Genomic DNA, 26,731 nt, shown 5'->3' with positions numbered 1-26,731 from the left:
CGACGGTGTCGCTCATCGCGGCGACGACCATCCCTTATAGCTGCCGACGTTGTCGCGCGTGACGAGCGTCGACGGCAGCAGGATCGTCGAGTTGGCGGGCTTCTTGCCGTTCATCAGATCGTAGCCGACGCTCACCGCCTGCTGCGCCATCGCCCACGGATCCTGGCTCGCCGACGCCTGAACCATCGTGTCGGTCTTGAGCGCGGTTTCGATATCGGGCGCGCCATCCACCGACGTAATCACGATGTTGTTCCGATGCAGTTGCTTCGCCGCGAGGTCCGTGCCGATCGCTTGCGGATCGTTGATCGCGAACACGCCGTCGAGCTTCGGGAAGCGCGTCAGATAACCCTGCATCGCGTTCATGCCGCCTTCGCGCGAGCCTTTCGCGTCCTGATCGTCGGAAAGTACCTTGATGCCCGGGTTCTTCGCGAGCACGCTCTTGCAACCGTTCACGCGATCGATCACCGCCGACACTTGCGGCCCGTTCTCGATCACCACGTTGCCCTTGCCGTTGAGCTTCTTCGCCAGATAATCGCAGGCAATCTCGCCGGCCTGCACATTGTTGGTCTGCACGGTCGCGTCCGCGCCGGCCGCCGCGACGTCCACCGCGACCACGACGATGCCCGCCTTCTGCGCCTTCTTCACCGCCGGCTCGATCGCCTTCGGATCGACGGCGTTCAGCAGGATCATGTCGACCTTCGCCGAAATGAAATTGTCGATCTGCGTGAACTGCTTGTTCATGTCGTAATCCGACGAAACAGCCGTCACCTTCACGTTCGGATTGAGCGTCTTGGCCTTCGCTTCCGCGCCCCTCGAGATCGTCACGAAGTACGGATTGCCGAGCGAGCCGACCGTGATGCCGATGGACTTCAACTGCTTGTCGGCGGCGTGCGCGGATAGCGACATCGTGAAACCGAGAGCGAGTGCGACGCTGGCGAAAAGCTTGTTGTGTTTGCGCATGTTGTTGTCTCCGGGGTGGTCCATATTTTTGAGGGCGGGCGCAAGCGGACCCGAATGCGCCCGGTTTAGCCAGATCAGGTGCGAGCCGAGCCGCGCTGACGGTAACGATCGAGCGCCACCGCGCCGATGATCACGAGGCCCTTGATGATGTACTGCCAGATATCCGACACGCCGAGCAGCACGAGGCCGTTGGAGAGCACCGCGATGATGAGTGCGCCGACCAGCGTGCCGACGATCGAACCCACGCCGCCGACGAAGCTCGTGCCGCCGAGAATGACCGCGGCGATGGCGTCGAGTTCATACGACTGGCCGAGTTGCAAACCGTTCGCGGCGTAGAGACGCGCGGCCGACATCACGGCGCCGAGACCGGCGAGCAGGCCCGAGATCGCGTAGACGAAAAGCTGGATGCCCCAAACCTTGATGCCGGAAAGACGCGCCGCTTCCGGATTGCCGCCGACCGAATAGATGCGCAGTCCGAGCACCGTGCGTCGCAGGATGAACCACGACACCAGCACGACGAGCAGCGCGATGATGACGAGCCAGGGCACGCCGAAGAGCGTGTCGTTGCCGATGAACGCGAACGGCAATTGCGGATTGAAGATCGTCGTATCGTGACCGATGAGCCGCGCGATACCGCGCACGGCGGTCAGCGAACCGAGCGTCACGATGAACGGCGGCAGCTTGAGCAGCGCGATCAGCAATCCGTTGATGACGCCGAAGCCGAGACCGACGGCGAGCGCGGCGGGAATGCCGAGCCATCCCCATCCCGGAATGTTCGATGCGAGCAGTGCGGCGACCGCGCCCGCCGAGAGAATCGAGCCGACCGACAAGTCGATGCCGCCCGTCAGAATCACGAAGGTCATGCCCGCCGCGAGCACGATGTTGATCGATGCCTGCTGCGTGACGATCGACAGATTCTGGAAGCTGAAGAAGCCGTCGGTGACGATGCCGAAGCCGATGCACAGCAGGATCAGCACGGGCAGCATGCCCGCGGTTCGCATCAGCACCTGCATGCGTTCGCGATGCTCGATGCGGTTCTGCCGCTGCGATACGCTCTCCGCCTTCGCAACCGGCGCGCTGTCGTGGTGTTTCGTCGTGTTAGCCATGTCTCTCTCCAGATATCCTTTAAGCCGCCTGATCGAGCGCGACCTTCGAGCCCGTCGCCAGTTCGATGATCCCTTCCTGCGAAATCGGCTTGCCCGAATGGCCGCCGAGTTCGCCCGCGATTTCGCCTTCGCGCATCACGAGCACGCGGTCCGCCACGCCGATCACTTCCGGCAGCTCGCTCGAGATGACGATCACGCCGACGCCCGACCGCGCGAGATCGTTGATGATTCGATAAATCTCCGACTTCGCGCCGATATCGACGCCACGTGTCGGCTCGTCGAGAATCAGCACTTCGGGCTTGGTTTCGAGCAGGCGCGACAGCAGCACCTTCTGCTGATTGCCGCCCGACAGCGCGCCCACGTTCACGCGCATGTTCGGCACGCGGATGGTCAGCGCGGCGATCGCGTCCTTCGCGCGCGCGTTGCCGCGCGGCAGGTCCATCACGCCGGCTTTCGCATCGCGTCCGGCGACGGTGATATTGATGTTGTCGCGCACGCTCATGTCGAGGAAGAGGCCCTGGCCCTTGCGGTCTTCCGTCAGATAGACGAGACCGGCATCGATCGCGTCGCGCGGCGTGCGCAGCTTGAGCGGCTTCCCGTGCATCGACACTTCGCCGCGTATCGCCGGTTCCGCGCCGAAGATCAGACGCGCGAACTCCGTGCGTCCCGCGCCGACGAGTCCCGCGATGCCCAGCACTTCGCCCTTGTGCAGATCGAGGCTGCATCCTTTCACGCGATTGCCGTCCGCCATATCGCGCACGGACAGCACGACGTTGCCCGGATCGTAAGGCGCGTGCTGCTTCTTGTAGAAGCCGGAGATGTCGCGGCCGACCATCATCTTGACGAGGCTGTCGGCGGAGAGTTCGTCGCGCATCAGCGTGCCGACGTACGCGCCGTCGCGCAGCACCGAAACGCGGTCGCTCAGTTCATAAATCTCCGCCATCCGATGACTGATGTAGATGATCGCGATGCCTTCCTCGCGCAGTTGCCGCACGAGCTCGAACAGGCGATCGGTTTCGCGCGAGGAGAGCGGCGTGGTCGGCTCGTCCATCACGAGGATGCGCGCGTGAGCATGCACGGCGCGCGCGATTTCGACGAGTTGCCGCTCCGCGATCGACAGGTCGCCGACGAGCGTATGCGGCTTGAAGTTCGCACCGAGACGCTTGAGCACGTCGGTGCACCCGCGCTCCATGCCCGCGCGATCGACGAGCCTGCCGCGCCGCAGTTCGCGCCCCGCGTAAATGTTCTCCGCGACGGAAAGATTCGGCGCGAGGCTCAGTTCCTGATAGATCACCGCGACGCCGAGCGCGCGCGCGGCGAGCGGCCCGTCGATGGTGACGGTCTTGCCGTCGATCAGGATTTCTCCGCCCGGATCGGCCTGATACGCGCCCGAGAGGATTTTCATCAGCGTGGATTTGCCCGCGCCGTTTTCGCCCATCAGCGAATGCACTTCGCCGGGATAGACCGACAGACGCACGTCGTTCAACGCGCGCACGCCGGGAAAGGTTTTGCTGATGCCGCGCATTTCGAGCAGCGGCGGTCGGCTGGAAGCATCATGCGGCATGGTTCATCTCCTGCGGTTTGATGCCCGCGTGGCGGATCGCCGCGCGCGGTGAGAAGTTGAAGAACATCGGCAACGTGGCCGCGCCGATCGCGCCCGCATCCGGGCCGAAGGAGCCGCGCACGAGCGTCGGGGTGCCGCGCGCTTCGGGCGCGTTGGCGGCGAGCGTCGTCGACAGACGTGCGACGAGCTTGTCGAGGAGGCCGCCGTCGATGTCGGAATCGATCACGACCATCGGCACGTCGAGCACGCAGAGCGTCGCGCGCAGGGCGGGCGCGAGCGCTTCGATGCAGTCGTCGATCCATTCGTCGACGGCGGGAAGACTGCGCTCGATGCAAGCCTGCAGATCGACGCGGTTATCCGCCGCGGCGCCACAGTAGTTGAGATGCCGCACGAGCGCGTTCAGCGATGCGCGCGACAGCAGGATGTCCCACTGGCCGGCCGGTTGCGGCGCGGACGGCAGGCGGCTCGGCGGCACCGGAATCACGCCGATGTCGCCCGCATTGCCCGACGCGCCGCGCAGGCAGTCGCCGTTGATCGCGATGCCGCCGCCAATCGCGGAGCCGAGAAAGAGATAGACGAAGTCGTCGCAACTGCGGCCGTGGCCGTAGAAAAGCTCGGCCGTCGCGGCGGCGTTGCCGTCGTTTTCGCTGAAAACCGGCAGCGAGAGCGTGCGCGCCAGTTCATCGGCGAAATCGGTTTCGTCCCACGCGCGGAAGCGTTCGGCGGGCAGGCCGAGTTCGCGCAGCCAGCTGCCGAGATTGAAGGGCTGTGCGATGCCGATGCCCGTCAGCCGCTCGCGCTCCGGCTCGGAAAGCAGGCGAAGCATGCTTTTGACGTCGCGTTGCACGATTTTGAGCACTTCGGACGGATGCGGCAGGATGGCGTCCAGCGCGCTGCGGGCGAGCACGTCGCCGGCGAAATTCACGAGCACCGTTTCGATGCCCGTGCGATCCAGCCGCACGCCGATACCGAACGCGCCGCGCGGATCGAGCCGGATCAGCGACGCGGGCTGACCGCGCTGTCCTTCGAGACGACGACCGGTGTATTCGATGAGGCCCGCATTTTCCAACGATTCGACGATGCTGCCGACCGCCGTGCTCGTGAGATTCGCGTGACGCGCGAGATCGGCCTTCGATGCCGGCTCGGTGCGCCGCAGCGCCTGCAACAGCAGACGTTCGTTGTACCGGCGCACGCTCGCGGAATTGCTGCCTCTGCCGCTTGGGGATTTCACGCGCTGTCTCCGAAGTAGCCGGCCATCGAATCGTGGCCATTAATTAAATCAAGTTGATTTATTTAAGACCGACGGCGCGGCGAAGTAAAGCAGGGAAATCCCGAAGCATTTTGTTCAGCGGAATGCGAAACGCGCTGCGCGACCATTGCAAACCGCGGACCCGGTGCGCTTTCACACTAGGCGATGCAATCGTCAGTTCCAAGCTTTGCGACACGGCTTTGCAGCCAGCTTTCGACGCGCGGCGCGCGCAGCGTCGTGCGGATCGATGTGCTATCGTCGGCGACACTTTTCGACACATTGGCCGCCGTTTCATGTTCTCGATTTCCGAAGCCACGCACGCGACCAAGGCCGCGCAATACGACGATCTGCTGCAGCGAGCCCGCGCGCTCCTCGCCGATGAAACCGACTTCATCGCCAACGCGGCGAATTTTTCGTCGCTCATCTATCACACGCTGCCGGATCTGAACTGGGCCGGCTTCTATCTGTTCGACGGCACCGAACTCGTGGTCGGGCCGTTTCAGGGCAAGCCGGCGTGCGTGCGGATCGCGCTTGGACGCGGCGTCTGCGGCACGGCGGCGCGCGAACGGCGCACGCAGGTCGTGCCGGACGTGCACGCGTTTCCGGGCCACATCGCCTGCGATTCGGCGTCGCGCTCGGAGATCGTCGTGCCGCTCGTCGGAAGCGACGGCGCGCTGATCGGCGTGTGGGACGTCGATAGCCCCGTGCCGAACCGCTTCGACGATGAAGACGCGCTCGGCATGGAAGCGCTGTGCGCCGAGTTCATCGCGCTCGCGTGGAAAAAATGAACGTCGAAGCAGCGGATAACGGCGCGGCCGCGCTCGTGGAAGCGGCATCGCGCTGAGAATTTGTCCTCATCGGACGACTGGTCGCGTGCGTCTACAATGGGACGTTTTCATCCGTCTCAAAATTTCATGACGAGCCTCGTCCGCCGCCGCCTGCTTGCCGCATGCGCCATGAGCGCGTGTGCGTTCGCGCGCGTGCGCGACGTGCGCGCGGCATCGGACAAGGCGACCGTCGCGCTCGTGATGAAGTCGCTCGGCGATCCGTTCGTCGTGTCGATGATCGAAGGCGCGCGCAACTATCAGCGCCATTACGCATCGCAGCTCGATCTCACGACGAACGGCACGCTCACCGACAACGACGTCGCCGGGCAGATTCACATCGTCGAGTCGCTCATCGAAGCGAAGGTCAACGCGATCGTCATCGCGCCGGCGGATTCGAAGGCGCTGCTGCCGGTGGCGGCGAAGGCGATCGCGGCGGGCATCATCGTGATCGCCATCGACAATCCTTTCGACGAAGCCGCTCAGGACGCGGCGCGCGTCACGATTCCGTTCGTCGGACCGGACAGCCGGCGCGGGGCGAGGCTCGTCGGTGGGTATCTCGGCTCGAAGCTGAAGGCGGGCGATGAAGTCGGGATCATCGGCGGGCCGGCGAACGATCGCAACGCGCAGCAGCGCACGGTCGGCTTCACGGACGCGATGAACGCGGCGGGCATGCGTATCGCCGCCGTGGACAGCGGCGACTGGACCCTCGTGAGCGGCAAGGCGAGTGCGCTGGAGATGCTCTATGCGCATCCGGACTTGCGCGGCTTGCTCTGCGCGAACGACAACATCGCGATGGGCGCGATCGACGCGATCCGCATCGCCGGAAAAAGGGGCCGCGTGCTGGTAACGGGCTACAACAACATCGAAACCGTGCAGCCGATGCTCGACGACGGCCGCCTGCTTGCGACCGTCGAGCAATTCGGCGCGCGGCAGGCGGTGTTCGGTCTGGATGTCGCGGTGAAGGCGCTCGTGGAGAAGCGGCGGCAGAGAGACTTGTCGCCGTATATGGAAACGCCGGTGCAACTGGTGACGAGAGGGGCAGCGAAGGGGTTTCGGTTCGGGGCTTCTTAGAGCGCGTTAAACCAGCCCCCGCGCCGCAAGACTCCGATACAGCGCCCGCACCCCGAACGTCCACGGCTCGATTTCCGTCGACAGCTTCACCGTATTGACGAGCGCGCCGAGACTGGGCGTCGAGATCGTCACGACATCGCCGAGATGATGCGTGAAGCCGCCGCCTTCGGTGTCGCGGTCCTTGATCGGCGAGAACATCGTGCCGAGGAACAGCATGAATCCATCCGGATACTGATGATGCGCGCCGTGCGTCTGCGTGACGAGATCCGCCGGATCGCGGCTGATCTCGCTCATGTGGCTCACGCCTTCGAGCACGAAGCCATCGTCCGCGCCTTCGATGCGCAGCGACACGCTCGTCGCGCGCACCGAATCCAGCGTGAAGCGCTCGTCGAAAAGACGCACGAACGGGCCGATCGCGCACGACGCGTTGTTGTCCTTCGCCTTGCCCAGCAACAGCGCGCTGCGGCCTTCGATATCGCGCAGATTCACGTCGTTGCCGAGCGTCGCGCCGACGATCTCGCCACGCGCATTCACCGCCAGCACGATCTCCGGCTCCGGGTTGTTCCATTTCGACGTCGGATACAGGCCGACATCCGCGCCGAACCCGACCGACGACATCGGCTGCGACTTCGAAAACACTTCCGCGTCCGGCCCGATTCCCACTTCCATGTATTGCGACCACGCGCCGCGACGCTCCAGTTCGGCCTTCAGCTTCATCGCGGCGTCCGAGCCGGGCTCGATCTTCGACAGATCCGCGCCGATCAGCTTGTTGATCGTGTCGCGCACTTCCTGCGCGCGGCTTGCGTCGCCGCCCGCCTGCTCTTCGATGACGCGCTCCAGCAAACTCACCGCGAACGTGACGCCGCACGCCTTCACCGCCTGCACGTCGCAGGGTGCGAGCAGGCGCAGGCCGCCGGCCGATGCATCGAGCGTCGCTTGCAGCAGATCCTGAACGTTGCCGAGATGCTCGCCTTCGGCGTTGCGGGCGATGTCGAGCGCATCGGCGTGATCGAAGAGGTCGGCGGTGGTCGGCGCGGCGCGCGTGATGTCGAACACTTCGCCCTTGCGCACCGCGACGACGGCGGGACCGTTCACGGGCGCAGGGCGCCAGACACGGCCGATCAGCACGGCGTCGGCGAAATCTTCGGGCAGACAGGAGGAGACGTTGACGGTTTGCATGAATGCGATGACAGGCGGGAAAGGAATGCCGATCGTAGCCCGCGTGTCGAAGAGTGTCCATTGGGTTGATTAAATGTCCAACCCGTTGGAATAATGCGGTCATGGAAAAAACTTACGACGTTCCCGCGCTGCGCCGCGCCAGCGACATTCTCGAAGCGCTCGCCGCCGCCGCGAAACCGGTGCGTGCGGCCGCGCTCGCGGAACAAACCGGCCTCTCGCGCAGCACGCTTTATCTGATGCTGGAAACGCTCGCGCGCATGCAATGGATCGAAAAGCGCGACGACGGCTACATGATCGGCGTCGGTCTCTTCGAGCTCGGCAACGCCTATGTGCGGCACGACAAGCTGCAAGCCGCGTTTCGCGAAGGCGCCGGCGCGTTCATCAACAAGCACAACGAGGTCGTGCAGCTCGCCGTGCTCGACGGCGTGCAGGTTGTCTACATCGCGCGCGAGGACGCGCATCGTCCGGTGCGGCTCGTGTCGGATCTCGGCTCGCGTCTGCCCGCGCATTGCTGCGCGCTCGGCAAGGCGCTGCTTTCCGGAATGACCGATGAAGCCGTGATCGAGCGCCTGCCCGACCGTCTCGAAGCGGTGACGCCGCGCACCATCACGCGGCGCGCGGCGCTACTGCGCGAACTCGCGTCGATTCGCGCGAGCGGTCTCGCGGTCGAGCGCGAGGAAGTCGCGGAAGGCCTCGCGTGTTTCGCGGCTTACGTCGGGATGACGCCGGCGGGCAAGCGCGTCGCGGTATCGACGAGCGTGCCGGTCGGCCGGCTCGATCCGAAACGTGAGAAGCAGATTTCGATCGGCATCGTGCAGCTTGCAGCTCACCTGCGCGGCGCGCTCTGACGATGTGATACGCGCGTGCCAGCGCAGGCCGACGAAGCGGCGACGCGCGCGTGATCGGTTCCTGCGGAAAGCGGTGCGCTCGCGTGCGCCGCGATCAGCACGTCGCATGTTGCGTGCGAGCACACTACATCGCGCAGACGCGCTTCGCCGTGCCGCCAGCCGGTTTCCGCCTCGCCGCCGAGCACGATCAGATCCGCGCCCGCCGCCTTCGCCTCGCGCGCGATCAGTTCGCCGACGCTCGTGCCGTCGAGCGGCTGCGTGACACTGCGCGCAATGCCGTCGATGCCCGCGCTATCGATCAATCGCGCCGCATAGCGCGTGACGGCACGCGCGTGATCCTCGATGACATCGAGCGTTTCGCCCGGATTGCTGTCGGCGGTGACGATGGCCCACCACGGCGCCTGATCGACGATGTGCAGCGCGGTCAGCCGCGCGTTGCAGTCGCGGGCGCGCGTGATGGCGGTGGTCAGGGCGCTTTCGCTGAGGCTCGTGCCGACCGCGACGAGAATGTGCTTGTACATGATGAGTCTCCGTCTGTTTGGTTCAGAGCGGATGATCGGCTCGCAAAGTTAGCGGGAAATGAGCGCGCAATTGCATCTTTTACAAAGCGACTGGATCGCTGGCCATTGCGCCCGCGCCGCTGCGCCTTCGCGTATCGAAACCGTAAGGGAATACCGTTTGCTGATCGTGTGCCTTCCGAATGCCTTGATCGAGCGTCCGAGCGCTCCGGCATTCGCGCAACTTCGCCCGGCGTTCGTCCGGGTCTCACCCGATTACCCGATAGCGAGCGGCGATGTCAGACCGAGACGACTCCGATACTCAAGACGAAGCGCGCGAGAATGAGCGCAAGGACGCGAAAGACGACGGCGACAAAGCGGAAGACAAAGCGGAAGACAAAGCGGAAGACAAAGCGGAAGACAAAGCGCGCAAGAAGCCCGGCAAAAAGCCGCTGATCATTCTGGGCGTCGTCGTCGTGGTGCTGGCGATCGGCGCGTTCGTCTGGTGGTTTCTGACGCGCAATCAGGTCAGCACCGACGACGCCTACACCGACGGCGATGCCGTCACGATCGCGCCGAAGGTATCGGGCTATGTCGTGACGATGAACATCGACGACAACCGCTTCGTGCACAAAGGCGATCTGCTCATCAGGATCGATCCGCGCGATTATCAGGCGCAACTCGATCAGGCCAACGCGCAGCTCGGTCTCGCGCAGGCGCAACTGCACGCGGCGCAAACGCAGCTCGAAGTGGCGCGCGTGCAGTATCCAGCGCAGCTCGCAGAGGCCCAGGCGCAGGAGCTCAACGCGCGCGCCAATCTCGCGCAGGCGAGCGCGGCGTACGAGCGGCAGCATTCCGTCGATATCCGCGCGACGTCGCAACAAAACATCGACACCGCGGACGCCCAGCAAAAGAGCGCGCAGGCAAACGTCGCGCAGGCGCGTGCGCAGGTCCGCACCGCGAGCCTCGTGCCGCAGCAGATCGCGCAAGTCCTGGCGACCGTCGAGGAGCGGCGTCAGCAAGTGCGGCAGGCGCAGGCGCAAGTCGAATCGGCGCAACTGAATCTCTCGTACACGGAACTGCGCGCGCCCGCCGATGGCTGGATCACGAAGCGCAACGTGCAATACGGCACGTTCCTGCAGGCGGGCACGTCGATACTTTCGCTCGTCACGACGCGCGTCTGGATCAGCGCGAACTTCAAGGAGTCGCAACTGGATCGGATGCAGCCGGGCGACAAGGTCGATATCGACGTCGATGCGTATCCCGACATGAAGCTGCACGGCCACGTCGACAGCGTGCAGCTCGGCAGCGGCTCGCGCTTCTCCGCGTTCCCCGCCGAAAACGCGACGGGCAACTTCGTGAAGATCGTGCAGCGCGTGCCGGTGAAGATCGTCATCGACGATGGATTGAAGCCGGGCACATCGCTGCCGCTCGGGCTTTCGGTCGTGCCGACCGTCATGCTGCGCCATTGACATCATGAGCGACAGCACCGCGGAACACGACCACAGCGGCTGGAAGCCGAGCGCGAATCCGTGGCTCATCGCCGTGGTCGTCACGCTCGCGGCGTTCATGGAAGTGCTCGACACGACCATCGTGAACGTCGCGCTGCCGCACATTTCCGGCACGATGTCCGCGAGCTACGACGAAGCGACGTGGACACTCACGTCCTATCTCGTCGCGAACGGCATCGTGCTGCCGCTTTCGGCGTACTTCTCGAAGATACTCGGGCGCAAGCGCTACTTTCTCATCTGCATCGGGGCGTTCACGGTCTGCTCGTTCATGTGCGGCATCGCGTCGAATCTCGGTGAACTGATCGTCTTCCGGATTCTGCAGGGCTTCTTCGGCGGCGGCCTGCAACCGAGCCAGCAATCGATCATTCTCGATACCTTTCCGCCCGAGCAGCGCGGCCGCGCGTTCTCGATCTCGGCGGTCGCGATCGTCGTCGCGCCGGTGCTCGGGCCGACGCTCGGCGGCTGGATCACCGATAACTTCACCTGGCGCTGGGTCTTTCTCATCAACGTGCCGGTGGGCGTGCTGACGACCATCGCGGTGATGCAGTTCGTCGAAGATCCGCCGTGGGAAAAACGGCAAGACCCGAAGAAGATCGGCATCGATGTGGTCGGCATCAGCCTCATCGCGCTCGGGCTCGGCTGTCTGCAAGTATTTCTCGATCGCGGCGAGGACGACGACTGGTTCGCGTCGAACTTCATCGTGACGTTCGCGGTGCTCGCGGCGGTAGGCATCGTCGGCGCGACATTCTGGCTGCTGTACGCGAAGCGGCCCGTCGTCGATCTTCGCGTGATGAAAGATCGCAACTTCGCGCTCGGTTCGGCGGCTATCGTCGGATTCGCATCGGTGCTGTACGGCAGCGCCGTGCTGATACCGCAGCTCGCGCAACAGCAGCTCGGCTACACGGCGACGCTCGCGGGCCTCGTGCTCTCGCCGGGCGCGATCTGCATCGTGTTCCTGATTCCCGTCGTCAGCAAGCTGATGAACGTGATCCAGACGCGCTTTCTCGTCGCGTTCGGCTTCTTTCTGATGGGATGCGCGCTCTTGTATTCGCATCATCTCGTGCCGAACGTCGATTACGTGACGCTGACGAAGATGCGCAGCGCGCAATCCATCGGCATCGGCTTTCTGTTCGTGCCGGTCACGACGCTCGCGTATCTGTCACTGCCGAAGTCGCTGAACAACGATGCCTCCGCGCTCTTCACGATGTTTCGCAACGTCGCGGGATCGATCGGCATCTCGCTCGCGACCGCGATGATCCGCGAGCGCACGCAGGCGAACATGGCGCATATGGTCGAGCATCTGACGCCGCTCAATCAGCCGTACAACGAGTCGGTGCAACGCATCGCGCGCACGCTGATGGACAGTGGCCAGACGATGTCGCAAGCGATGTCCGCGGCGACCGGGCAGATGTACAAGACGCTCGTATCGCAGGCGACCATCCTCGCGTATCTCGACGTGTTCGCCGCGTGCGCGATCTTCGCGTTCATGTTCATACCGCTCACGTTTTTCTTTTCGCCCGTGAAGGCTTCGGGCCAGGCGGGAGGGCATTGAGATGAAGCTGCGTCCAATCATTCCGTTCATTCCGATGTTCGCGCTCGCATTGAGCGCGTGCGCGGTCGGCCCGGATTTCACGCCGCCGAAAGCCGATGTTCCCGATAACTGGCGCGACACGCAGCGCGCGCAGAACGCGCCGGACGATCCGCGCGTGCCCCATGCCGACGCGCCATCGACGGCGCAGATTTCCGCCGATCCCGATCCGCGCTGGTGGAAGCAGTTCAACGATGCGACGCTCGATGCGCTGATCGAACGCGCCATCGCGGGCAATCTCGATTTGCAGAGCGCGGTGCTGCGCATCGCGGCGGCGCGGGAAGAGAGCGTGTCGGCGGCGGCGCAGGGCTTGCCGCAGTTGAGCGCGAATGCGAGCGTGAAGCGCCAGCAACTCGGCTTGAAAGGCCTGCTCGAATCGCAAGGCGTGTACGACAAGCTCGACGGTCTCGGCGCGAACGGCGCGCAGATCCGTCAGGGACTCGATTCCGCGACCGGTCCGGTCACGCTGTTTCAGGACGGCTTCGACGCATCGTGGGAACTCGATCTTTTTGGCCGCGTGCGGCGTTCGGTGGAATCGGCGAATGCGCAGACGCAGGCTGAAATCGAAAATCGCAACGACGCGCTCGTTTCGCTCGAATCGGAAGTCGCACGCACGTATGCGCAATTGCGCGGCGCGCAGGCGATCAAGCAGATCACACTCGCCGAGATCGACGCCGAAGAGCAGATTCTCGATCTCACGCGCGAACAGGCGCGCGTCGGCCTGACGAGCCAGCAGGACGTGCAGAGCGCGAGCGCGCAAGTCGGATCGTTGCAGGCGCAACTGCCGACGCTCGATGCGCAGATCGCGCAGGCGATGAACGGTCTCGCCGTGCTGACCGGCAACGCGCCGGGCACGCTCGACGCGGAACTGTCCGATGCGCGCGCGTTGCCGCCGGTGCCGCCGGTCGTGCCGATCGGCTTGCCGTCGACGCTCGCGCGCCGTCGTCCAGACATTCGCCGCGCGGAGGCGCAACTGCATTCCGCGACCGCTGAAGTCGGCGTCGCGGTGGCGCAGATGTATCCGGATATCTCACTAACTGGGCAGGTCGGCACGCGTGCAACGAAGGCGCGCTATCTCGCGCATTGGTCGAGCCTGTTCTGGTCGGTCGGGCCGAGCATTTCGCTGCCGATTTTCGAAGGCGGCGCGTTGCGCGCGAACGTGCGCGTGGCGAAGGCGCAGGCGGGGCAAGCGGCGTTGCAGTATCGGCAGACGGTGCTCAACGCGTTGCAGGAAGTGGATAACGCGCTGGTTTCGTATCGGACCGAACAGGACCGGCGCGCGGCGCTCACGCGCACGGTCGAGGCGAATCGCGTCAGCCTGCAACTCGCGACGGACAGTTATCGCAAAGGACTCACGCCTTTCGTGACCGTGCTCGATGCCGAACGTCAGCTTGCGCAGACGCGCGAGCAGCTCGCGCAATCGACCGTCAATGTGACGACCGATCTCATCGCCGTGTACAAGTCGCTCGGCGGCGGATGGCAGGACGACGCATCCGCGACCGCGCAAAACTAACGTCTGCGCTTTTTCCAGTCGTAGTCGGCGGGCGGATCGGCGACGCCGGGCTTGCCGACCGAATGCGGGTTTTCACTGCATAGCGTGACGAAGCCGATGTTCTCGCCAGCGGCTTGACGGCGGCGCAGGTCTTCGGCGAAACGCAGCGCATCGGCGAGCGCGTTCGCATCGAAGCGCTTGTAGCGTGCCGCGCCTTCGGCGTCAGGGTTGTCGCCAAGCCAATACACGACGAACATCGATTAGCCTCTCGTTTGGAGATGAATGCACCATCGTCGACGCTCATGCGACGACGATGCAAATCCTGCACGGCGCGCGTGCATCGACGCGCCGCGACAGCCACCGGGTAATCCCGAAGTGTAACGTCGGCGCGCCGCATGCCGCCTGACGCCACGCTTTTGCGGGCCCGCGAGGGAATGATCGTTGCTCTCATCTCCGTTCATTCCGAGGCCCGAACGATGCAACGACACGAACGTGTTTCCACGCGAGCGCTGTGGCAGATTCCGCCGCGCGCGACGTGCTGCGACGAGCCGCGCGTGCTCATCGCCGATGACGACATGGACGCGACGCGCGCGATCTGTCTCGCGCTCGAAGACGCCGACTTCGCCGTGCGCGCGGTGCACACGGGCCTCGACGCCGTGTCGCTCGCGCGCAAGTGGCGGCCGGGCGTCGTACTGCTCGATCTGATGATGCCGCTCGGCGATGGCTGGGAAGCGGCCGAAGCGATCCGCGCCATCGATCTGTCGATGTTGCTGCTCGCGCATACGAGTTGCACGGATCCGCAGGATCTGTCGCGCGCGCAGCGCACCGGCTTCAACGGCTACTTTGTCAAGCCGACCGAACTCGACGGCATGATCGCGGTGCTGCGCGATTATTTCTCGGCGCGTCAAGGCGAGGGCGATCATGCATCGGTGCGCTTGCGCTGAACGAGTTCGAGCTTCGGCGCGAATGGTTCGACATCGCGCTCTGCGTCCGCTTTCAACATGTCTTCCCAGTACTGACAATAGCCGGCCCAGAACGGCATCTGCGTATGCGCGGATGCAGCCGTCGGCAGCGGATCGGGCAGCATGCGGCGCAGGCGTCCGATCTCCTTGTGCTTCCATTGCAGCAGCGCGCGGCGCTCTCCGCGCCGCGGCGGGCACATTTCGTTCATGCTCGCAACAGCTATCGAGAAACCCTCGGCGGGGCGCGATGCCATTTTCGTCAGCACCGCGGTCTGCGGGCGCGGCCCGCGTTCGTGACAGATGATCGCGCCGATCTGCCCAAGGATGTACATCGCTTTCGCCATCGGCGGTTCGGAATGGTGTTGCATGGCGCCTCTCTTTTTATCGTTATGAGTCTTCGTGCACGGCGCTCGAAGTTTTCTCGATCTTGATGTGAATGCGTCCAGGCGACGCATTTATAAGATACCGTATTGAGATTAATCCGAAATGTGCATCGACAAAAAGATACAGTCGCGCCGTCTCTTTCACGCCATGTCGAGCACATGACGCTCGAACAGGTCGCGCATGTTGCGATGTGCATCGCCGCTGTCGCACGTCGTGGCCGCGACGATCCGCTCTCGTTGCGCGATGAAGATGAACTGGCCGCCGTGTCCCGCCGCGAAGACATAACGCGGATCGATCCAGCAGAGATAGCCGTAGTGCGCGTCCATCGGCGGGCCGCCGTCGCTTTGCACCGACATGGCATCGTCGATGAACGCTTCGTCGACGATGCGCGCGCCACGCCATGCGCCGCGATGTATCATCAGAACGCCGAGCGAAATCATGTCGCGTGCGCGCAGCAGGAGACCGCGCCCGCCGAACGTGTGACCGTCCTCGTCGCTGATCCATTCGCTCGCTTCGATGCCGAGCGGCGCGAACAGCGTGTCGCGCGCGTAATCGGCGAGCGTGCGCCCCGTCGCGGATTCGAGCGCCAGCGACAGCAACTGGACCGCGTGCGAATCGTATTGAAAGCGCGTGCCCGGCTCGCTCGCGAAGGGCCGCGAGAGAATGAAGCGCAGCCGGCTTTCATCGTCCGAGAAGCGCTCGCAACTGCCGAGCACGCAGTCGTCGATGGTGCGCTGGTCCCATTCGAATCCCGATGTCATCGTGAGCAGATGCCTGAGCGTGATGCGCTGCACGCGATGATCGAGCGCCGTGTCGCACATGGGCGGCACAAGGCGCGCGGCGGGGGTATCGAGCGGCGGAAGCGCGCCTTCGCGAAGCGCCGCGCCGACGGCAAGCGCGACGATGGTCTTCGTGGCCGAGTTGATGTTTTCGAGCGATTCCGGCGTCACGTCCTCACGATAATCTTCGAACGCGATCGCATCGTCGTGCGCGACGATGAAGCTTCGCACGCCGGATTCGTTCGTCAGCGCTTCGCGTAAGGAAGAAGTCGTCATTTAAAAAGGATCACGAAGTAAATGAGGAAGGATTCGTTTCGTCCGCGTGCATGCAGGAACGAATCGTGTTACATAGTCAGCAATCCGGATGCCACGCACGGCGGCATCGCAGCCTTTCAGCGGTTTCAACTCACTTTCAGCGAGCCCGAATTTGTCAGTCCGACGACTCGCGACGCTCTGGCGTCTTGGCCGGGCGTTCGTCCGCGAAAGCCATCTGACCGGCGACGGCGCAGCGATGACGCGCGTCGCGCGCTTCTTCGCCACGCATGGCGCGCGCGCCGCGCCGCTGGCAGCCGGCGTGCCCGCGCTCTCGCAACTTTCGCGCGTGCTGGAGAACGCGTCCGGCGCGCTCGCGAGTCATCCGGCGCTTGCCGAAACGGCGGTGCGCGTCGCGCTGTCCGAACTCGACGGGCTCTTCACGCCGTACGACGCAACGCGCTTTCGCGACGCTTGCAGAGCCGCGTTCCCGCCCGCGCTTTCCTTCGAACTCACCGAGTTGAGCGCGGTGCCGTTGCGCTCGGGCATCGCGGAGCAGACGCATCGTGCGCGCCTCCGCGATATGGCGGTGCGCGTCACGCTATTGCGCGCCGACGCGCATGCCGAACTCGCTGACGATCTCGACCTCGCGCTCGCGGCTGCGCGTTTCGCGGAACGCCGTTCGGCGAAGGCGCGCGAGATGCATCCGGTGGAATGGGTGCGCCGTTCACGCGAGAGCGTCGATGCGATGATCGACTTGCGCCAGCGCGCCGCCGATCAGAGCTACTTGCGCTTTCGCCTGCGCGACGACGCGCGTCTCGCCGTGCCCGAAGTGCTCTGGGACTATTGCAACGATTCGGTGCTGACGACACGCGCGATCGAAACGGCCGCACTGTCGGATGCGCAAGCGCTCGCGTCATGCGGGCTCGATCAGGCCGATGTCCTCGCGACGCTCATCGAAGCGTTCTTCGAAATGGCCCTGGGCGTCGGGCTGTATCACGCGGGATTGGACGCGGCGGGCGCGCGCGTGGGCATCGAAGGCGAGACGCGCGGCCAGATCGTGCTGGAAGCCGACAATCCGATGATGTTCTTCGCGGCGCACGAGCGCGACTTCATCGTCGGCGTATCGCATGCGCTGATGGAGGGCGATCACAAGGCGGCCGCGCGCGCACATCTCGAGCACGGCCGGCCCGAGACGCATGCGACGCATCACGAAGTGCGCGTCGAAGCGACGTATCGGCGCGAAGCCGAGCGCTTTGCTTCGCCGCACGCACGCAGCAAGGTCGGTGTCGCGCATCTGTTCGGCGCGATCGGCAAGGCGCCCGCCGAACATATGTTCAGCGCGTCGCACGGGCGCATCGCGTCGCGCGCGGTGCTGCTCGCGCGTTCGGCGGAACGCATCGAGCGCCTCGCGGAGGACATCGCGCCGGACGTCGACGTATGGAAGATCGCGCGCAGGGTCATCGTGCGGCTCGCGGCGGATCAGATCGGCTTCAGAAGCATGGCGGCGCGCTTTGCGCACGAAGCGACGCACTGGCCGCACACACTGCCGCGTCTGCCGCGGCTCATCGCACAGCGGGCGGATGCGGCGGGCGCGTTTCGGCGGGACTGAAGGGCGCAGCGAAGCGTTTCATTTTTCTCTCCGCAGCAACAGTTGTTCGCATCGTTGCATATTTTCTTCGTCTTCGTAAATTCGAAGGAATGCTATGCAATGCGTCAACGAATTGTGGAAACGCACATCGAGTTTCATGAACGAAGAGGAGAGCTTATATATTTTTCTGGTGTGGTTTCCTAGAATGGCGTATCGATCGGTTTGGGCTGCCTGTTGACAAGAAGATGGAGCAAGGACATGAGCAAATCGCGAGATGGTCATCTCAAGTGCACTTTGTTCCGTACCACTCTGAAGCCTTTGTCCGCGGCGACTCTGCTGGCGTTCGCCGCGTCGAGCCACGCCGGGCCGATCAATTCGACCTTCGACGGCGTCACCGTCTCGGACGATCTCACCTATAGCGTCGATCCGGACACGCGTGTGTCGGCGGTGCTCGGCGATGCGATCACCGTCGCCGGTCAGCCCGGCGCGACGCTGAACAACGCGGGCATGATCGTCACATTGACCGGACTCGCCGCCGTTCGATACAACGTCCGGGGCTCGCTGACCAACGCCGCGACTGGACAGATATTCGGCAACGTCTCCGGCGTCGTGATGAGCGGCGGCGGGGCGGTCAACAACGTCGCCAATAGCGGCGACATCAGCGCGGGAATCGGGCAGGCGATCGCGTATCGAGGGGCGACGGGCGGAAGCATCGATAACTTTGGCACGATCGACAGCCAGACAGCCGGCGCGGGCATTGTGAAGTCGTCGAGCGATGGCGTGATGATCGATTCGTCGGCGGCAGTCATCATCAATAACCATGCGGGGGCGACGATCGGCTCGGGCAGCGGCGATGCGGTGCTCGGACGCGGCGTCGCGATCGTGTCGGGCAATGTAGTCATCGTCAACGACGGCACGACCGAAGGGCATCGCGGCGGCGTGGTGAGCGCATCGAGCGGCACGGTTCGCATCGACAACAGCGGTTCGGGGCAGATCATTGGCAATCTCGGACCCGGCGTGCAGTTGCAGAGCGGCGGCGTTCTCGAAAACAGCGGCATCATTTCGAGCTCGGCGCAACCGGCCGTCGTGCTCGCCGGCGCGAACAACGCGGTCACGCTGAACGGCGGCGCATCGCTCGCCGGCGCCAACAACGTTGCGATTCTGAGCCAGGGCGCGGGCAATGCCGTCACGCTCAACGGGTCGGGCACGCTCGATGGTGGTCTCGTGGCCACGCCGGGTAACGGCTTCGGGCAATTGACGGCGAGCGCGGGCAGTGACTGGACCTTGCACGGGGGAGCAGCGCTGGGCGGAAGTTCGTCGTCCGCGCTGCATGTGACCGGCAATCTGACGCTCGACGGCGCGCTGACGCAGGAAGGCGGCGGCGGAACGCTCATCGATTCGGGCGGAACACTCACGCTCGGCTCGGTGGTATCGGGCGATTTCGTCAATAACGGTACGCTCAGCCTCAAACCGCAAAATTCCGTCGGTCTGGGCGGCGCGTTGTCCGGCGTGGGATCGCTGGTGTTCGCGGGGCCGGGCAGCGCGGTGCTGACGGGCGTTGGTTCGACGCAAGGCTCCGTGCAGGTCGACGCGGGCACGCTCGTTCTCGGGCAAACGGGCGCATTCAATGCAGGCACATGGTCGACGGGGTCGGGCGCGGGCACGACGCTTTCGCCAGGCGCGACGATAAGCGTCGGCTCGACGTTCACGCAGTCGGCGAATAGCCAGTTGACGGTCGGACTCGATTCGACGCAGCCCGTCGTCACGGCGGCCAACGCCGGACTTCTCGGCACGCTCAACGTGAGCGGCTTCGGCCCGAATGCGCCTCACACGGCGAGCGCCCTCACATCCACGGCGTTCACGATCGTCCAGACGACGGGCGGCATCACGGGCGATTTCACCAACGTGGGCTTCGGAGGCACGCCGAATCCGATCGACTATCTGACGGTCTCCGGCGCGAAGACCGCGGATAACCTGAGCTACACCGTCGGCTTCGGCCTGACGTGGAACGCCGGGCCGCAGCAGGGCAACGGCGTGTTCACGCTCGGCGCGCCGTCCGATGTTTTCGATGTCGACGTGCCGCTGAATAATCGCCTCGGCGTTTTCGCCAGCGGATGGGACGGCCGCACGCTCACGAAAAGCGGCCCCGGCACGCTGATCGTCTCGGCGCCCGCCGGCTACTCGGGCAGCACGCTCATCAACGGCGGCACGCTGCGGGCTGGCGTCGGCAACGCAATCACGAGCAGCGGCGACGTGCAGATCGCGCGAGGCGCGACGTTCGACCTCAACAATCTGCCGCAGCTCGTCTCCAACCTTTCGGGCGCGGGCAACGTCACGCTCGGCAGCGCGACGCTCAGGCAAAACAGCACCGCCGATACCCGCTTCGATGGCCAGATCAGCGGCACGGGCGGACTCATCAAACTCGGCCCGGGCGCGTTCACGCTGGGCGGCGCGAACAGCTATACAGGCGATACGGTGATCGGCGCGGGCACGCTGGTCGCGGCGGCGAGCAACGCGCTCGGCGCGGGCAATGTCACGAACAACGCGACGTTGCAACTCGATATGGCGGGCGCGGGCGCGTTGCCGAACGTGTTGGGCGGACTGGGCGCGCTGGTCAAGACCGGCGCGGGGCTGGCGTTACTGAGTGGCACCGGGTCGTCGCAAGGGTCGGTCGCCGTCAATGCAGGCACGCTTGCGTTTGCCCAGAACGGCGCGTTCGCAACGACCGGCGATTTCACGACGGCCGCGGGCGCGGTCACGCTGCTGTCGTCGCAATCGCAATTGTCCGTGGGCAACAACTTCGCGATGAACGGCACGCTCGCCAACGTGGCGGGCGGCGCGTCGACCGCCATCACCGCGAGCACGGCTACGATCGCACCCGGCGCGTCCTTCGATCTCGCGGGATTCAAGGCGCCAGCGAATGCGACGCCGCAACAGTTGGCATCATCGGTGATTCCGGAGATCCGCACGACGAACGGCCTGAGCGGCACGTTCGATACGCTGAAAATCGGCGGCTCGCCATCCACCAACGTCGATTTCGCGACGGTGACGGCGGCCTACGGCCCGAACAGCTTCGATGTTGGCGTCGGCCTGACGTGGTACGCCGCTTACAGCACGACGCCCGAAAAGGCGAACGGCCTGTTCACGCTGCCCGATGCCGGCGATTCGTTCAATCTCGAAGCCCCGCTCGCCGACCAGGCCGCCAACCCCGCGACGAACTGGGACGGCAAGACGCTCACCAAGGCGGGCGCAGGGAGGCTGACGCTCTCACAGGTCAACACGTACACCGGCGCCACGCTCGTCAATGGCGGCACGCTCCAGGCGGGCGCGGCGAACGTGATCGCGGCGAGTTCGCAAGTCGCGCTGGCATTGGGTACGACCTTCGATCTGAACGGCTTCGATCAGCAGGCGAACAGCCTTTCCGGCGCGGGCAACGTCACGCTCGGCGGCGCGACGCTCACCGCGAACAACAACACCGATACGACCCTGAGCGGCGTCATCAGCGGCAATGGCAATTTGACCAAGACCGGCGCGAACACCCTGACGCTGAGCGGCGACAACACGTATCCCGGCGCGACGACCATCGAGGCGGGCACGCTGCGGCTGGGCGCGGGCGGCGCGTCGGGCGGCGTTGCGGGCAATATCGTCGATAACGGCACGCTCGTCTTCGATCGCAGCAACACGTACAACTACGGCGGCGCGATCAGCGGTAGCGGCAGCGTCGTGCAGCAAGGCAGCGGCAGCGTCGTACTGCAGGGCGTTCACACCTACGCCGGCACGACGCAGGTCAACGCCGGATCGCTCGTGCTCGCCAACGGCGCACAGCTCGCCAACACGCCGCAAGTGAACGTCGCGTCCGGCGCGACGTTCGGCGGGTACGGCGGCGTCGGCGGCTCAGTGGTCAACAACGGCGTGCTCGCGGTCGCTGACGCCGCGCCCGGCTTCACCAACGGTCCTGCGGGACAGTTCGTCATCGGCGGATCGTTGACGAACGCCGGCCAGATCCGCATGGCGAGCGTCACGCCCGCGAGCACGCTGACGGTCAACGGCAATTACACGGGCAACGGCGGACAACTCGCACTTTCCAGCGCGCTCGCCACGGACGATTCGCCGACCGACCGTCTCGTCGTGAAAGGCAACACGGCGGGCCAGACATCGGTCAGGGTCAGCAACGCGAACGGATCGGGCGGACTCACGAACAACGGCATCCAGATCGTTCAGGTCGATGGCCAGTCCGACGGCGTCTTCACGCTGAACGGCCGCGTGATCGCGGGGCTGAACGAATACACGCTCGCGAAGGGCGGCGTGAATACGCCCGACGACGGCGACTGGTACTTGCGCACGAGCGCGTTGCTGCCGCCCGAGCCCGGCGCGTATCTCGGCAATCAGGCAGCCGCGCAGAGCATGTTCGTGCAGACATATCACGATCGCGCGGGCTTTCCCGATCAGTTCTCCGCCAACGGCGCGGCATCGAACGATTCGACAGCGTGGGTCCGCGTGCGCGGCGGGCATACGGACAGCAACGCGCTCGGCGGGCGCATCGACGAATCGACGGATTCGGCGATGTTTCAGGCCGGCATCGATGTCTATCGTCGCGTGGTCGACAATCAGCGCTTTCAGGTCGGGCTGATGGCGGGCTATGGTTCATCGCGCACGGATGCCAGCGCGCAGAACAACAGCGCAACCGCGCGCGGCAATGTCAACGGTGCGAGCGGCGGCGTGTACGCGACGTGGCACGGCAACGCGGCGAGCGCCGCCGGACCGTACGTCGATACCTGGCTGCAGTACGCGCATTTCAACAACTCGATCGATAGTCAGGGTCTTCCCGGCGACACGTATTCGAGCCACATGTGGGCGTATTCCGTCGAAGGCGGATGGGCGCTGCCGGTCGCGAACACGTCCATCGGGCCGGTGTTCGCGGAGCCGCAGCTTCAGTTGGTTTACTCAAACTATTCGCAGGACGATCACTTTGCGAACGGCGTCGGCACGACGGTTCACAGCGAAAACGGCACGAATCTGACGACGCGCCTCGGCGTGCGCCTTTTCACGACGCCCGTCCCGGAAAAGTCACGCGCGTGGCTGCCCTTCGTCGAAGTGAACTGGCTGCACGATACGGGCGGCAACGCGGTTTCGTTGAACAACGTCGTCGCGTCGCAGGACGGGCCGAACAATCGCTACGAGATCAAGGTCGGCGCGCAGGGACAGCTCGGCAAACAATGGCGCGCGTGGGCCAACTTCGGCTATCAGGGTGGCAACGGCGGGTATCACAACTACGAAGGTCTGGTCGGCGCGCGCTACGTGTGGTGACGTTTCAACGCGTACCCGGCGACATACGCTCCGCGATCGCGCGCGACGCGTCCTTCAGCGGCTCGACGTAGGTTTCGAGCGGCGTCGCGCTCTTTCTGAACAGCGGAATGCTGATGCTCACGCAGCCGAGCGTCACGCCATTCGCGCCGACGATCGCGCTGCCGTAGCAGAAAATCTGCGCCTCGTTTTCCTCGCGGTCTTCCGAATAGCCGCGCGCGTGGGTTGCGTCGAGTTCGGCGTCGAGCGCGGCGCGATCGGTGATCGTGTTCGGTGTGAAGCGTTCGAACTTCAGGCCATGCAGCAATGCATCGCGTTCGGCGGGCGATTGCGTCGACAGATACGCCTTGCCGACGGAACTCGAATACAGCGTCACGCGCGTGCCGATGCGCGACGCCATGCGAACCGCATGCGGGCTTTCGAGCTTCTCGATGTACACCATCTCCGAGCCGCTGCGCACTGCCAGATGCACCGTCTCCTGCGTCGCGTCCCGCAGCGCCTGCAACGCGTCGGTGGCCGCGATGCGCAAATCGGAGCGCTCCCAACTGCGGCTCGCGAGCGACATCAGCCGCGGGCCGGGCGCGTAACATCCGCCGCGCACGCTTTCGACGACCAGGCCTTCCGCGATTAGCGCGCCGACGATGCGATAGACCGTCGGACGCGGATAACCGCTCGCCGTGGTGAGACGCGCGATGGTCGGCGGTTCGCCGGCATCGGCAATGAGTTGCAGCACCGCCATGAACTTCGAGAAGGCGGCGGTGCCGGTGGCCTTGGCGGCGTCGAGGGAAGCGGTGTCTGAGGGCATGATGCGGGAATCATGCCACGAGATAGCCGCCATCGACGGGTACGATCGCGCCCGTCATGAACGACGCCGCCGGTGACGCGAGAAACGCCGTCACGCGCGCGACGTCTTCCGGCAAGCCCCAGCGCTTCATCGGCGTGCGGTCGAGGATCGCTTGCGAGCGGCCGTCGTCGTTCTGCAGCGCTTGCGTGAGCGGCGTCGCGATCCAGCCGGGCGCAACGGCATTCACGCGGATGCCCTCGGCGGCATAGGCGATCGCCAGCGATTTCGTCAGTTGCGCGACGCCGCCCTTGCTCGCGCTGTACGCGGGCACGAGTCCGCCGCCGAAGAACGTCAGCATCGACGCCGTGTTGATGATCGAACCCTTGCTGCGCGCGAGCAGTGGACGCGCGGCGGCGCACATGCGCATCGTGCCGTTGAGATTCACCGCGATCACGCGCTCGAATGTTTCGATGTCGTGCTCGTCGCCGCGCCGGATCATGCCCGCGCAGTTGACGAGCACGTCGAGCGAATCGATACGCGCAAAGAGCGCGGCGACGCTGGCGGCATCGGCGACATCGAGTTCGACGACTTCGATGCCGGGCGCGTCGGTCGGCGCTAGGCCGGCGGCGATCACGCGCGCGCCGAGCGCCGCGAATTGCTGCGCGATGCCCGCGCCGATGCCCTGCGTGCCGCCGGTCACGACGACGGTCTTGCCCTTGAAGAGATCAGCTTGAAAAGTCATATCGGTGCGATTCATACGGCGGGAACGGGTTCGGTCTGGCGCTCCGCGTCCTCGATCGGCGCGCGCACGACGAACATGTAGACGAGCGCAGCAGCGAACGCGACGCCCGCGCTGATCAGAAACGCGTTCACGAACGAATGCGTCTTGTCGACGACGAGGCCCGTGATGAACGGCGCAAACGAGCCGCCGAAGTAGCCGCCGAAGTTCTGGATACTGCCGAGCGACGCGACCATGTGGCGCGGCGCGGCAACGGAAACGAGCGCCCACGCGGCGCCGCTCGCCATGTTGACGAAGAACATCGCGGCCGACAGATAGGCGATCGCGAGCGTCAGGTTCGGCGTGAACGCGGCGGGCACGGTGAACAGCGCCGCGCCGATGAGTCCCGAGCAGATCGGCCACTTGCGGCTGCGGATCGGGGCGACGCCGCGCGCCATCAAACCATCGGCGATGAAGCCCGAGGACAGCATCCCGAGCGTACCCGCGAGATACGGAATCGTCACGACCCAGCCGGTCTTCGCGATCGTCAGATGACGCTCGTGTTCGAGATACGCGGGCAGCCACGTGAGATACAGCCACACCATGTAGATCACGCCCATGAAGCCGAAGATCATGCCCCACGTCGTCGCCTTGCCGAAAAGGCCGCGCCATTCCGCGAACGTCATGTTGCGTTCCTTGCGCTGCGCCGGTTCGCCCTCGGTCAGATGCGCGAGTTCTTGCGATTCGAGCTTCACGTCCTTCCGGTTGCGATAGACGATGTACCAGCCGATCGACACCGCAATCCCGAGCGCGCCCATGATGATGAACATGTTGCGCCAGCCGAAGGACAGCAGAAGCACGGTGAGGATGGGCGGCGCGAGCGCGGGTCCGATGGTCGATGACGTGACGAAGATGCCCGTCGGCTTGCCGCGTTCGCGTTGCGCGAACCATTCGGACACGACCTTTGCGCCCGCCGGAAATTGCGGCGCCTCGCCGATGCCGAGCGCGATGCGCGCCGCGAGAAACTGATGCAGATTCGTGACGAGCCCGCCGAACAACTGCGCGACCGACCACACGAACATGCCGAGGCCGAGCATGATGCGCGCGCCAAAGCGGTCGAGCATCACGCCGATGGGCAACTGCGAGAACGCGTACGCGAACGAGAACGCGGAGAGCAGCAGGCCCATCTGCGAGGCGGAGAGGCCGAGCTCCTGCGTGACGGAGTGATTCGCGATCGAGAGCGTGCTGCGATCGAGATAATTCACGATGCCCGCGAGCGTCAGAAAAGTGAGCGCGACCCACTGAATGCGCTTCAGGCGCGGTGATTTTTCCAGCATGTTGTCTCCTCCGAATGCTCTGTCGAGTCTGTTAGAGGGTTGAGTTTGGGTGGATGCTAGCGAATGAATTGATCGACGAAGTCGGCACCGAGTCCGACCGATTCGTAATGCTTGCGGCACATGTCGACTTTGGTGAAGACGTCTTCGTAGCCGGTGTAGTTGCCGTACGGGTCGCAATAGAACATCACGCCGTTCACCTGGAAGTACGTGATCATTTCCTCGACGTCTTCGGGAACATAGAGCGTGTGCGTTTCGCCGGGCGGCTCGAAGACATAGCTGCCTTCGGTCGCTTCCCAGTCATGTTCGAGATAGCGCCAGCGGCCTTTGAGCACCATGCCGTGGACCGCCTGCGGATGACGATGACGCGACAGCACGCCGGATTTGCGCACGCGCAGGAGGTTCATCCAGTAGCCGGTCGACACGTTCAGACACAGCGGACGGAACCAGACGTTTTCGGCCTGCGGCACCCATTCGCGCTCGTCGGCAGGAATCGCGCTCGGCACGACGATTTCCTTTTGCGCTTCTTTAGGGAAGGGAAGTTGATACGGCGTCATGACATCCGCCGCGGGTTTTGGCGCGGTCATCGCGTCTCCTTGTCCATATTGTGGATTCGTGAATCAAATTATGGACAGATATTCTTCCTCGTTCCGCGAATTGTCAAGATTCTTCAACGGATGATGAATTCGTGCAGATACCGCCTTTTCGACGGACGAAAAAAAAGGCGGACC

At 64.6% G+C, this 26,731-nt stretch carries 21 protein-coding genes and 1 pseudogene; 9 read left to right on the top strand and 13 right to left on the bottom strand.

Features of this window, described 5'->3' with window-relative positions:
• Nucleotides 1-12 precede the first annotated feature (12 nt).
• The 4 genes and pseudogenes from NCS03_RS23380 to NCS03_RS23365 form a co-directional block, all read right to left on the bottom strand.
• A complete protein-coding gene (locus NCS03_RS23380) occupies nt 13-906 on the bottom strand; it encodes an ABC transporter substrate-binding protein (RefSeq protein WP_372492544.1) in 894 nt (297 codons plus the stop codon).
• Nucleotides 907-1,034: 128 nt separating this feature from the next.
• Nucleotides 1,035-1,985 (bottom strand): annotated as a pseudogene (locus tag NCS03_RS23375) (ABC transporter permease subunit); the annotation flags it as partial.
• A 100-nt stretch (nt 1,986-2,085) separates the two neighbouring features.
• Nucleotides 2,086-3,630 carry a sugar ABC transporter ATP-binding protein gene (locus NCS03_RS23370; RefSeq protein ID WP_250529896.1) on the bottom strand — a complete coding sequence of 515 codons (1,545 nt, stop codon included), beginning with the start codon at nt 3,628-3,630 and terminating at the stop codon, nt 2,086-2,088.
• Entirely contained in the window at nt 3,620-4,861 is a 1,242-nt protein-coding gene (locus tag NCS03_RS23365; protein ID WP_175982673.1) for an ROK family transcriptional regulator, read from the bottom strand. The genes NCS03_RS23370 and NCS03_RS23365 overlap by 11 nt, the downstream gene beginning before the upstream one ends.
• Nucleotides 4,862-5,172: 311 nt before the next feature.
• Between NCS03_RS23365 and msrC the strand changes: the two genes are divergently transcribed.
• Nucleotides 5,173-5,667, top strand: a complete 495-nt coding sequence (msrC, locus tag NCS03_RS23360) for a free L-methionine (R)-S-oxide reductase MsrC (protein WP_250529895.1) — start codon at nt 5,173-5,175, stop codon at nt 5,665-5,667.
• Between the two features lie 126 nt (nt 5,668-5,793).
• Entirely contained in the window at nt 5,794-6,777 is a 984-nt protein-coding gene (locus NCS03_RS23355; RefSeq protein ID WP_033536490.1) for a substrate-binding domain-containing protein, read from the top strand.
• A 6-nt stretch (nt 6,778-6,783) separates the two neighbouring features.
• Here the strand turns inward: NCS03_RS23355 and NCS03_RS23350 are convergent, their stop codons facing one another.
• Nucleotides 6,784-7,956, bottom strand: coding sequence for a fumarylacetoacetate hydrolase family protein (locus NCS03_RS23350; RefSeq protein WP_008349133.1), 1,173 nt, complete (start codon nt 7,954-7,956; stop codon nt 6,784-6,786).
• A gap of 101 nt (nt 7,957-8,057) precedes the next feature.
• Here NCS03_RS23350 and NCS03_RS23345 point away from each other — a divergent pair, with 101 nt between their 5' ends.
• The gene (locus NCS03_RS23345; RefSeq protein WP_008349131.1) at nt 8,058-8,804 is read left to right on the top strand and encodes an IclR family transcriptional regulator; all 747 of its coding nucleotides are present in this window, start codon (nt 8,058-8,060) and stop codon (nt 8,802-8,804) included.
• On the opposite strand, the gene NCS03_RS23340 is transcribed toward NCS03_RS23345, so the two are convergent.
• Nucleotides 8,783-9,325 (bottom strand): universal stress protein, encoded by a 543-nt coding sequence (locus NCS03_RS23340; RefSeq protein ID WP_250441225.1) that lies wholly within the window; start codon nt 9,323-9,325, stop codon nt 8,783-8,785. The two genes, NCS03_RS23345 and NCS03_RS23340, sit on opposite strands and share 22 nt — an antisense overlap.
• 272 nt (nt 9,326-9,597) lie before the next feature.
• Between NCS03_RS23340 and NCS03_RS23335 the strand changes: the two genes are divergently transcribed.
• The 3 genes from NCS03_RS23335 to NCS03_RS23325 are packed head-to-tail and all read left to right on the top strand — an operon-like array spanning nt 9,598 to nt 13,913.
• On the top strand, nt 9,598-10,773 hold the full coding sequence (locus NCS03_RS23335; RefSeq protein WP_250529894.1) for an HlyD family secretion protein: 1,176 nt from the start codon (nt 9,598-9,600) through the stop codon (nt 10,771-10,773).
• 4 nt (nt 10,774-10,777) lie between these two features.
• Nucleotides 10,778-12,364, top strand: coding sequence for a DHA2 family efflux MFS transporter permease subunit (locus tag NCS03_RS23330; RefSeq protein WP_008349125.1), 1,587 nt, complete (start codon nt 10,778-10,780; stop codon nt 12,362-12,364).
• A 1-nt stretch (nt 12,365) separates the two neighbouring features.
• On the top strand, nt 12,366-13,913 hold the full coding sequence (locus NCS03_RS23325; RefSeq protein ID WP_250529893.1) for an efflux transporter outer membrane subunit: 1,548 nt from the start codon (nt 12,366-12,368) through the stop codon (nt 13,911-13,913).
• On the opposite strand, the gene NCS03_RS23320 is transcribed toward NCS03_RS23325, so the two are convergent.
• Complete coding sequence (locus NCS03_RS23320) at nt 13,910-14,149, bottom strand: hypothetical protein (protein WP_175982667.1); 240 nt, start codon at nt 14,147-14,149, stop codon at nt 13,910-13,912. The two genes, NCS03_RS23325 and NCS03_RS23320, sit on opposite strands and share 4 nt — an antisense overlap.
• A 219-nt stretch (nt 14,150-14,368) precedes the next feature.
• Here NCS03_RS23320 and NCS03_RS23315 point away from each other — a divergent pair, with 219 nt between their 5' ends.
• Nucleotides 14,369-14,836 (top strand): response regulator, encoded by a 468-nt coding sequence (locus NCS03_RS23315; protein WP_250529892.1) that lies wholly within the window; start codon nt 14,369-14,371, stop codon nt 14,834-14,836.
• Here the strand turns inward: NCS03_RS23315 and NCS03_RS23310 are convergent.
• Nucleotides 14,812-15,222, bottom strand: coding sequence for a hypothetical protein (locus NCS03_RS23310; protein ID WP_008349118.1), 411 nt, complete (start codon nt 15,220-15,222; stop codon nt 14,812-14,814). The genes NCS03_RS23315 and NCS03_RS23310 overlap by 25 nt on opposite strands.
• Nucleotides 15,223-15,378: 156 nt before the next feature.
• The gene (locus tag NCS03_RS23305) at nt 15,379-16,293 is read right to left on the bottom strand and encodes a serine hydrolase domain-containing protein (protein WP_250529891.1); all 915 of its coding nucleotides are present in this window, start codon (nt 16,291-16,293) and stop codon (nt 15,379-15,381) included.
• 151 nt (nt 16,294-16,444) lie between these two features.
• On the opposite strand from NCS03_RS23305, the gene NCS03_RS23300 reads away from it, so the two are divergent.
• Entirely contained in the window at nt 16,445-17,881 is a 1,437-nt protein-coding gene (locus NCS03_RS23300; protein WP_250458182.1) for an AarF/UbiB family protein, read from the top strand.
• A 237-nt stretch (nt 17,882-18,118) separates the two neighbouring features.
• Nucleotides 18,119-23,167, top strand: coding sequence for an autotransporter outer membrane beta-barrel domain-containing protein (locus NCS03_RS23295; RefSeq protein WP_250529890.1), 5,049 nt, complete (start codon nt 18,119-18,121; stop codon nt 23,165-23,167).
• A gap of 4 nt (nt 23,168-23,171) precedes the next feature.
• Here NCS03_RS23295 and NCS03_RS23290 read toward each other — a convergent pair whose 3' ends face one another.
• The 4 genes from NCS03_RS23290 to NCS03_RS23275 are packed head-to-tail and all read right to left on the bottom strand — an operon-like array spanning nt 23,172 to nt 26,587.
• Entirely contained in the window at nt 23,172-23,969 is a 798-nt protein-coding gene (locus NCS03_RS23290) for an IclR family transcriptional regulator (protein ID WP_175982662.1), read from the bottom strand.
• 10 nt (nt 23,970-23,979) lie between these two features.
• The gene (locus NCS03_RS23285; RefSeq protein WP_033536512.1) at nt 23,980-24,690 is read right to left on the bottom strand and encodes an SDR family NAD(P)-dependent oxidoreductase; all 711 of its coding nucleotides are present in this window, start codon (nt 24,688-24,690) and stop codon (nt 23,980-23,982) included.
• A gap of 11 nt (nt 24,691-24,701) precedes the next feature.
• Complete coding sequence (locus tag NCS03_RS23280; protein WP_008349109.1) at nt 24,702-26,003, bottom strand: MFS transporter; 1,302 nt, start codon at nt 26,001-26,003, stop codon at nt 24,702-24,704.
• 56 nt (nt 26,004-26,059) lie between these two features.
• Nucleotides 26,060-26,587: a 2,4'-dihydroxyacetophenone dioxygenase family protein gene (locus NCS03_RS23275; protein ID WP_250529889.1), complete on the bottom strand. Its 528-nt coding sequence runs from the start codon at nt 26,585-26,587 to the stop codon at nt 26,060-26,062.
• Nucleotides 26,588-26,731 lie beyond the last annotated feature (144 nt).

The organism is Caballeronia sp. ATUFL_F1_KS4A (assembly GCF_023630905.1).
In the GTDB taxonomy this organism is placed as follows: Bacteria; Pseudomonadota; Gammaproteobacteria; order Burkholderiales; family Burkholderiaceae; genus Caballeronia; species Caballeronia zhejiangensis.
Note: the sequence above shows the minus strand (reverse complement) of the source record. Positions and strands in the feature narration are given on the sequence as shown.

Bases quoted from the DNA above. Each gene is read 5' to 3' on its own strand.
- NCS03_RS23380 (WP_372492544.1), bottom strand. From the start codon at position 906: ATGTCGCTATCCGCGCACGCCGCCGACAAGCAGTTGAAGTCCATCGGC.
- NCS03_RS23370 (WP_250529896.1), bottom strand. From the start codon at position 3,630: ATGCCGCATGATGCTTCCAGCCGACCGCCGCTGCTCGAAATGCGCGGC.
- msrC (WP_250529895.1), top strand. From the start codon at position 5,173: ATGTTCTCGATTTCCGAAGCCACGCACGCGACCAAGGCCGCGCAATAC.
- NCS03_RS23355 (WP_033536490.1), top strand. From the start codon at position 5,794: ATGACGAGCCTCGTCCGCCGCCGCCTGCTTGCCGCATGCGCCATGAGC.
- NCS03_RS23350 (WP_008349133.1), bottom strand. From the start codon at position 7,956: ATGCAAACCGTCAACGTCTCCTCCTGTCTGCCCGAAGATTTCGCCGAC.
- NCS03_RS23345 (WP_008349131.1), top strand. From the start codon at position 8,058: ATGGAAAAAACTTACGACGTTCCCGCGCTGCGCCGCGCCAGCGACATT.
- NCS03_RS23340 (WP_250441225.1), bottom strand. From the start codon at position 9,325: ATGTACAAGCACATTCTCGTCGCGGTCGGCACGAGCCTCAGCGAAAGC.
- NCS03_RS23335 (WP_250529894.1), top strand. From the start codon at position 9,598: ATGTCAGACCGAGACGACTCCGATACTCAAGACGAAGCGCGCGAGAAT.
- NCS03_RS23330 (WP_008349125.1), top strand. From the start codon at position 10,778: ATGAGCGACAGCACCGCGGAACACGACCACAGCGGCTGGAAGCCGAGC.
- NCS03_RS23325 (WP_250529893.1), top strand. From the start codon at position 12,366: ATGAAGCTGCGTCCAATCATTCCGTTCATTCCGATGTTCGCGCTCGCA.
- NCS03_RS23320 (WP_175982667.1), bottom strand. From the start codon at position 14,149: ATGTTCGTCGTGTATTGGCTTGGCGACAACCCTGACGCCGAAGGCGCG.
- NCS03_RS23315 (WP_250529892.1), top strand. From the start codon at position 14,369: ATGCAACGACACGAACGTGTTTCCACGCGAGCGCTGTGGCAGATTCCG.
- NCS03_RS23310 (WP_008349118.1), bottom strand. From the start codon at position 15,222: ATGCAACACCATTCCGAACCGCCGATGGCGAAAGCGATGTACATCCTT.
- NCS03_RS23305 (WP_250529891.1), bottom strand. From the start codon at position 16,293: ATGACGACTTCTTCCTTACGCGAAGCGCTGACGAACGAATCCGGCGTG.
- NCS03_RS23295 (WP_250529890.1), top strand. From the start codon at position 18,119: ATGAGCAAATCGCGAGATGGTCATCTCAAGTGCACTTTGTTCCGTACC.
- NCS03_RS23290 (WP_175982662.1), bottom strand. From the start codon at position 23,969: ATGCCCTCAGACACCGCTTCCCTCGACGCCGCCAAGGCCACCGGCACC.
- NCS03_RS23285 (WP_033536512.1), bottom strand. From the start codon at position 24,690: ATGACTTTTCAAGCTGATCTCTTCAAGGGCAAGACCGTCGTCGTGACC.
- NCS03_RS23280 (WP_008349109.1), bottom strand. From the start codon at position 26,003: ATGCTGGAAAAATCACCGCGCCTGAAGCGCATTCAGTGGGTCGCGCTC.
- NCS03_RS23275 (WP_250529889.1), bottom strand. From the start codon at position 26,587: ATGACCGCGCCAAAACCCGCGGCGGATGTCATGACGCCGTATCAACTT.